A 6,968-nucleotide genomic window follows, 5' to 3' on the forward strand; every position below is an offset into this window, starting at 1 on the left:
AAATAATAATAATAAGTAAAAAAATATAAAATATTATCATGGCATTACAGTATTTGGATTTTGAAAAACCCATCATAGAACTGGAACAGAAGATAGAAGAACTTAAGACTTTTAATCTTGGAGGATTTGCCGACGTCGAAGACGAGATTAAAAACCTTGAAACAAAAAAAGAAAAACTTATAAAAGATATTTTTAAAAATATAAACAACTGGCAGATTACCCAGTTGTCAAGGCATCCGCTGAGACCATACGCTATGGATTATATAGAAACGGCGGCGGAAAATTTTATAGAACTTCACGGCGACAGGCGGTTTATGGACGACAAAGCGGTAATAGGCGGATTCTGTTTCATGAACGATGAGCGGGTGCTTATAGTCGGACACCAGAAAGGGCGGAACACTAGAGATAAAATGTGCAGAAATTTCGGCATGCCGCATCCTGAAGGCTACAGAAAAGCGCAAAGACTTTTTAAGCTTGCCGACAGGTATAAAATTCCTATCGTCACGCTGATAGATACTCCTGGGGCATATCCCGGTTTAGGTGCGGAAGAAAGAGGACAGTCCGAGGCTATAGCGGAAACGATATACGAATTATTAAACGTTAACGTTCCGGTGATATCGGTAATTATAGGAGAAGGCGGAAGCGGAGGCGCTCTTGCTTTTGGAACAGGCAACAGCGTATTAATGATGGAATATTCCGTTTATTCGGTTATATCGCCTGAAGGATGCGCTTCTATTTTATACAAAGATACTTCTAAAACGGAAGAAGCGGCGAATTCTCTGAAATTAACCGCAAAAGACCTGCTTAACGACTCCAAGGCCATAGACGGCATTATAGCGGAACCTCTCGGCGGCGCGCACAGGGACCCTAAACTTGCCGCCGAAAATTTAAAGAAAGCAGTCTTGGAAAATATAAACGAATTGAAAAAATACAAAGGGGAAGATTTAAGAAACCAAAGAATTGAAAAGTTTTCCAAATTTTAAATTCATTAATATTCAATAATAACGTTTTATTCCTTTATGGTAGAATATCCGGATATTGCTTATTTTCTTTCAAAAGACCTTATTTCTAAAAATTCCAGAGAAGAAATATACGAAAAAATTTCGATAACGGCCTCTAAATTTATAAAGAGCGATATCGTCACTATTTTTATGCTCAACGAGGATACCGAAAAAATAAACTGCGTAAATTACTACAAGGACGGAAAATTTATAAAGAAAGATTTAGAAATATTGCTCGGCGAAGGTTTAATAGGTTCGGTTATAGAGAACGGCGAATCTTTGGTCAGTTCTAATTTAAAAACGGATTTATCGGATATATATTATGAACTTGAAAAACAGTTTACTGGAATGTCGTCTATGCTCAGCGTTCCTATTTATGCAGGATCGTTAGTTTTAGGCGCTTTAAATATATACGGCAAAGAAATATATGAATTTTCGGAAGAAGAAGTAAAAATAGCCAAGTTTATCGCTATGCTGGGCGGTATTTTCATATACAGCCTGACCCTTTACGAAAACGCAAATCTTTTATACTTAAGGCAAAAAGATGAAAGCCGCAAAATATCCGATTTGTTGGAAATTTCAAAATTAGTCTCTTCGTCTTTAGACCTTACCAGTATTATCGAATACTCTATAAAAAGGCTTATGAATTATACCAAAACGGATTCAGCGCTCGTATATCTTAAAGAAAACAATAAAGATGTAAATAAATTCTGTTATGAATTTTTTAACTGCAATGTGACGGGATGTTCTAATTACGGCGGGAGTATCAACTGTTATAATATCACGGATTTCAGCTGTCCTTTCGTAAAATGCCCTCCGGAAAATAAAATACTTCAAAAATGCAACGCTTGCGATTTCTTCAAAAATATTTCATTAAAATTATTTAACGCTTACAATATGGATGCTTCGTTTTCCGGCCACGATACGTTGAAATTAAACGATTGTAAATGTTTAAAAACCGTAAGTTCCGATTATCCGACTATAAATTATTATGAAGACGATTCCGTTTCAGGAAGCGAAAACAATTCGCCGTGCGATTGTTTTTTGAAAGATATTTCTAAAAAAACTTTTATAGCTATTCCCGTTAAGACCGACAAAGATTTTCTCGGTCTTATTTTTCTTTTAGGAAAAATAAAAACGGAATATTCAATGGAAACTATCGATTTTACAGCAAATATTTCAAGCATAATTTCAGTAGCGGTTTATAACGCGCAAACGCTTAACTATATCGAAGAAGAACATTTTGAAACTATAAGCTCTATATCCGAAGCTATAGAAGCAAGAGATACATATACGAGAACTCACGGCGACCGGCTTATAGATTACGGCGTTATGGTTGCTAAGGAACTTGGGCTAAGCCATAACGAAATTAAAAATATAAGATATGCGGCGGCAATGCACGACGTAGGAAAGATAGGCATAAAAGATTCAATATTAAACAAGCAGGGCAAACTTACGGACGAAGAATACGAAGAGATTAAAAAACATCCGGAAATAGGCTATAATATGCTAAAAAAAATAAAGTTTTTAAGCCATATAGCAAACGACGTTCTTCACCATCAGGAAAGATACGACGGAAAAGGCTATCCATTCGGTCTTTCCGGCGAAGATATCCCTATAGCCTCAAGAATTATAGCGGTAGTGGATACTTTCGACGCAATGACGACCGACAGGCCATACAGAAAAGCTCTTCCGGTTGAAACGGCGCTGGAAGAAATTAAAAAAAATTCCGGAACGCAATTCGACCCGAATGTAGTCGAGGCATTTTTGAAAGCCGTCAAGTCGGGGGGGGGGGGGTACCCTTACTAAATAATAATTACTAAATTATTTAAAAAAAAAATAAAGGTGTCAATAAAGGTGTCAATAAAGGTGTCAGATTTATTTATTTTCTTACTCAATAAAGGTGTCAGATTTATTTATTTTAGATTTATTTATTTTCTTACTTACGTCTGCGTTTGCTGGTTTTGAGAAAAAGGCGTCGGATTTTAATTGACTGTTTAGTATGCGGAAAATAAAATCCGACGCCTTTTTCTCATGCTGAAAATTAAGTACGTGCATTAAAAAAAGATTAAAAAGGCTGCTAATAGAAAAATGAAATCTAAATATATTATGATACAGGGAACGTCTAGCTCCGCCGGCAAGAGCGTTCTGACCGCCGGATTTTTAAGGTATTTTGCAAACAGAGGGGTAAACTGCTCGCCTTTTAAATCCCAGAATATGTCGCTTAACAGTTTTATTACGGAAGACGGTTCCGAAATTGCCGTTTCTCAAGCGGTACAGTCCCAAGCCGCTTTTAAAAAACCGTTGAGGCAGATTAATCCGATTTTAATAAAGCCTTCTTCCGACACCGAAATGCATCTGGTTCTGGACGGAAAACATTTCGGCAATATGAATTTTGAAGAATACAACGCCAAAAAAAGTTTTTTTTTAAAAAAAGCATCCCAGTCTTTCGATTTTTTAACGGAACGCAACGAACTGGTTATAGCGGAAGGCGCGGGAAGTCCGGCTGAAATAAATCTCTATAAGTATGATATCGCCAATATGGGTTTTGCCGAAATTTATAATATGCCCGTAATTTTAATCGCAGATATAGAAAGAGGAGGCGTTTTTGCGTCTTTATACGGAACGGTAAAACTGCTGAAACCTAAATGGAGAAAATTGGTCAAAGGTTTTATAATCAATAAGTTCAGGGGTAATCTTTCAATACTGAAGCCCGGCATAGACGAGATAGAAAAAAGTTTAAATATACCATGCGCAGGCGTAATTCCTTATATTAAAAATATTCATATAGAGGCGGAAGACAGTTTAAACCTTAAAAATGACTTAAGCGGATCCGATATATACTCTGATAACGGCGGAAAAATTAAAATAGGAATAGTCCGCTTAGAGCATATTTCAAATTTTAACGAATTCGACCCTCTTTTTTTTGACGAAAGGTTTCATCCCGTTTTTTTCGATGCAGTTCCCATTGGCGAAGCCGGTGAATTTGATATTATAATAATACCGGGAACTAAAACTACCGCTTCGGATTTAAACCAAATTAAAAAATCGGGAATTTTTGATTATATAAAAAGATTCGAAAAATTTAAGAAAGGTATTATATTAGGGATTTGCGGCGGTTTTCAGATGATGGGAAACATAATAAAAGATCCTTATAAACTTGAATCCCGTAAAAATTCGGAGAATTTAGAAACCGTCGGCGGTTTCGGTTTTTTTGGACTTGAAACGATATTATCGGACAAAAAAATAACCGTTAGCGGAAAGTATGATTTTAACGGCAGTTTCCTTGACGGTTACGAGATTCATAACGGAAGGAGTTTTTTAAAAGACGCAGAGAATGTGAAATTTGACCGTCATCAAGGCGGTAAAGGCATTTCGTCTTTTTTACTTAAACAGGTCAACGATAATTCGGACGGTAAATGCGCTTTAGAATTTTCGGATAAAAACGAAGTTTTATCGCTAATCTCTATAGATGGAAGAAAAATAGGAACTTATGTTCACGGATTGTTTGCCGATAAAATATTTAGGGATTTTTTAGAAGAACTTGTAAACAAAAACAATAAAAATAAAAACTATAAATATATCTTGCCGAATAATAATAATCGCGATTATGCAGACGTGAGAAACGAAAGTTTTAACATTCTTGCCGATAATATAGAAAAATACGTCGATATGAAACTGTTTAAAGAAATAACGCGCATTTAATCCGTTTATATTTATATTAAAAGAATTTCCGAGAAGACAAATAAGTTCCCGCAATGCCCGATATTAAGGCAATTAAAAAGACGGCGGCAATCTGCGCAGAGTTTAAAAAAATTATTTTTATATGGAAAAAATTTAAGAAGGCGTCGAACCCGTAAAATATAAATATTTTATAAATTGAGTAAAGCAGCGAGATAGAAACTAAAAAAGCTAAAACGGCGCCTATTTCGCCTTCTATAAACATAGGTACTCTTATATAGCCGTCGGTAGCTCCTATAAGTCTGAGTATCTCTATTTCGTTTTGTTTCCGCAATATAACAAGCTTTATTGCGCTATACGATATAAAAACTGACAGAATTGAGAGGAATAAAAACAGAATAAGACCTATGACTTTAGTAAAAAACATGAACTGTATTATTTTATTTTCGAGCATTTTATTGTAGTAAACTAATTTAATTCCTTTAAGGGAAGTCAGCCTAAGATAAATATTGCTGAGAAAAATAGCGCTAACGGCGCTTTTTTTAAAATGGATTTTAATAAACGAAGGCATATAATTTGGGTTTATGTTTTTTAAAACAGATGTAAGATTTTTTAATCTTTTCGATAAAAATTCCATCGAAGATTTTTTGCCGTAGTATTTAATTTTTTTAATTCCGTTGATTTTATTTATAAAATTAATTATATTCTGCCTGTTTTTTTTGCTTGCCCCGCTTTTCAAAAAAACAATCATAACGCTATTTTTTTGAAAAATATTCATGTAGTTATAAATATTCGTATAACATAACAGAAAAAAAAGCATTATGAAAAACGAAAAGGACATTATTAAAAAAGCGAAAACATTCCCCGAAATATTAGATTTAATATTTAAGAACGCAATTTTAAAATAATTTATTAAATATTTAAGCTTTTGTGATATCAATTACCCTTGCCCTGCCCGTATTAGCTATTAGATGTTTATCGTGCGTAGCCAGCATTACCGTAGTGCCTTTATTGTTGAAAGATTTTATTATATCGATTATTATTTTAGAAGTTTCTTCGTCTAAGTTTCCGGTAGGTTCGTCCGCAAGCAGGACCTGCGGATTCTGCACCAGCGCTCTTGCAATGGCAACCCTTTGCTGTTCTCCGCCTGAAAGGCTTAACGGATACTCATCTTTTTTTGAATAAAGCTCGACGGCTTTAAGCAGTTCAGAAACGTTTTTCGTTATAACGTCTCCGAAAACGCCCGAAACCTCAAGACCGAGCGCTACGTTCTGGAATACCGTTCTTTTTGGAAGAAGCTTAAAGTCTTGAAAAACAAATCCTATTTTTCTTCTTAAAAAAGGTATCTCGGATTTTTTGATATCGTTAAGCTCCGTTCCCATAAATTTTACCGCGCCGTGCGTCGGCTTTTCCATGGCTATAAGCATTTTGAGGGTAGTGGTTTTACCTGCTCCGGAAGGTCCGGTAATAAAAATGAATTCCCCTTTGTTTACGGTAAAATTTAAGTCTCTTAAAATATAGTTTTTATCGTAATTTTTATAAACGTGACTGAATTCAATCAAATATAATGCCTCTATTTTCTTATTCTATAATTTTATAAATTTGTCGATATGATTTCTAAATTTTATTGCCGCCGCCAGCGGATCGTCTGCATTTGAAACTGCGCCTATTACCGCAACTCCTCCCGCTCCCAATTCCGCAAGTTCTTCTATTTTGTCTTCCGTAATGCCGCCTATTGCAATGACCGGTATATCGACCGAGGAACATATGGAGTTAAAAGTTTCTTTAGCCATTGCGTCTCCGGCATCCTTTTTGGAATACGTCTTATATAACGGTCCGGCGCCTATATAATCTGCTCCGTCTTTTTCCGCCGCTTCGGCCTGTTTTACGTTTTCCGCGCTGACGCCTACTATTAAATTCGGAAAAAATTTTTTAATTTTATCAGCTGGAAAATCGTCCTGTCCTACATGTACTCCGTCTGCGCCGACAATGTGCGCAATATCCGGTCTGTCGTTTATAATAAAGAGGGTTTTACCTCTATTATTTAAATTATCCAATTTTTTTTTTAAAAAAACTGCGCAATCATAAAGACTGCGTGATGAAATATTTTTATTTCTTAACTGCAATACGCCGGCCGAACTTCCAACCGCCGCCGCCGCTATTTCGCTAAGATATTCAAAGCGTTCTTCAAAATCGAAATCTTTCGTTATTATTTGAAAATTAATAGTTTTCATATTATCATATATATGATAATATATTATACATTTTTTTCAATAAAATTTTTCT

The 6,968-nt window shown here is 35.3% G+C and carries 6 protein-coding genes; 3 read left to right on the forward strand and 3 right to left on the reverse strand.

Going from position 1 to position 6,968, the window contains the following annotated elements; genetic code table 11:
- Positions 1-38 precede the first annotated feature (38 nt).
- The 3 genes from EVJ48_08315 to EVJ48_08325 all read left to right on the forward strand — a co-directional run bounded on the left by EVJ48_08315 (position 39) and on the right by EVJ48_08325 (position 4,706).
- A complete protein-coding gene (locus EVJ48_08315; protein ID RZV37801.1) occupies positions 39-983 on the forward strand; it encodes an acetyl-CoA carboxylase carboxyltransferase subunit alpha in 945 nt (314 codons plus the stop codon).
- 36 nt (positions 984-1,019) lie between these two features.
- On the forward strand, positions 1,020-2,810 hold the full coding sequence (locus tag EVJ48_08320) for an HD domain-containing protein (GenBank protein RZV37802.1): 1,791 nt from the start codon (positions 1,020-1,022) through the stop codon (positions 2,808-2,810).
- A gap of 282 nt (positions 2,811-3,092) precedes the next feature.
- Positions 3,093-4,706, forward strand: a complete 1,614-nt coding sequence (locus EVJ48_08325; GenBank protein ID RZV37803.1) for a cobyric acid synthase — start codon at positions 3,093-3,095, stop codon at positions 4,704-4,706.
- Positions 4,707-4,722: 16 nt separating this feature from the next.
- On the opposite strand, the gene EVJ48_08330 is transcribed toward EVJ48_08325, so the two are convergent.
- The 3 genes from EVJ48_08330 to thiE form a co-directional block, all read right to left on the reverse strand.
- Complete coding sequence (locus tag EVJ48_08330) at positions 4,723-5,523, reverse strand: FtsX-like permease family protein (GenBank protein ID RZV37804.1); 801 nt, start codon at positions 5,521-5,523, stop codon at positions 4,723-4,725.
- Between the two features lie 79 nt (positions 5,524-5,602).
- Positions 5,603-6,244 (reverse strand): cell division ATP-binding protein FtsE, encoded by a 642-nt coding sequence (gene ftsE, locus EVJ48_08335; protein RZV37805.1) that lies wholly within the window; start codon positions 6,242-6,244, stop codon positions 5,603-5,605.
- A gap of 24 nt (positions 6,245-6,268) precedes the next feature.
- Positions 6,269-6,916 (reverse strand): thiamine phosphate synthase, encoded by a 648-nt coding sequence (gene thiE / locus EVJ48_08340; protein RZV37806.1) that lies wholly within the window; start codon positions 6,914-6,916, stop codon positions 6,269-6,271.
- Positions 6,917-6,968: the final 52 nt, after the last annotated feature.

Origin of the sequence: Candidatus Acidulodesulfobacterium acidiphilum, assembly GCA_008534395.1 — a bacterium.
Taxonomy (GTDB): Bacteria; SZUA-79; SZUA-79; order Acidulodesulfobacterales; family Acidulodesulfobacteraceae; genus Acidulodesulfobacterium_A; species Acidulodesulfobacterium_A acidiphilum.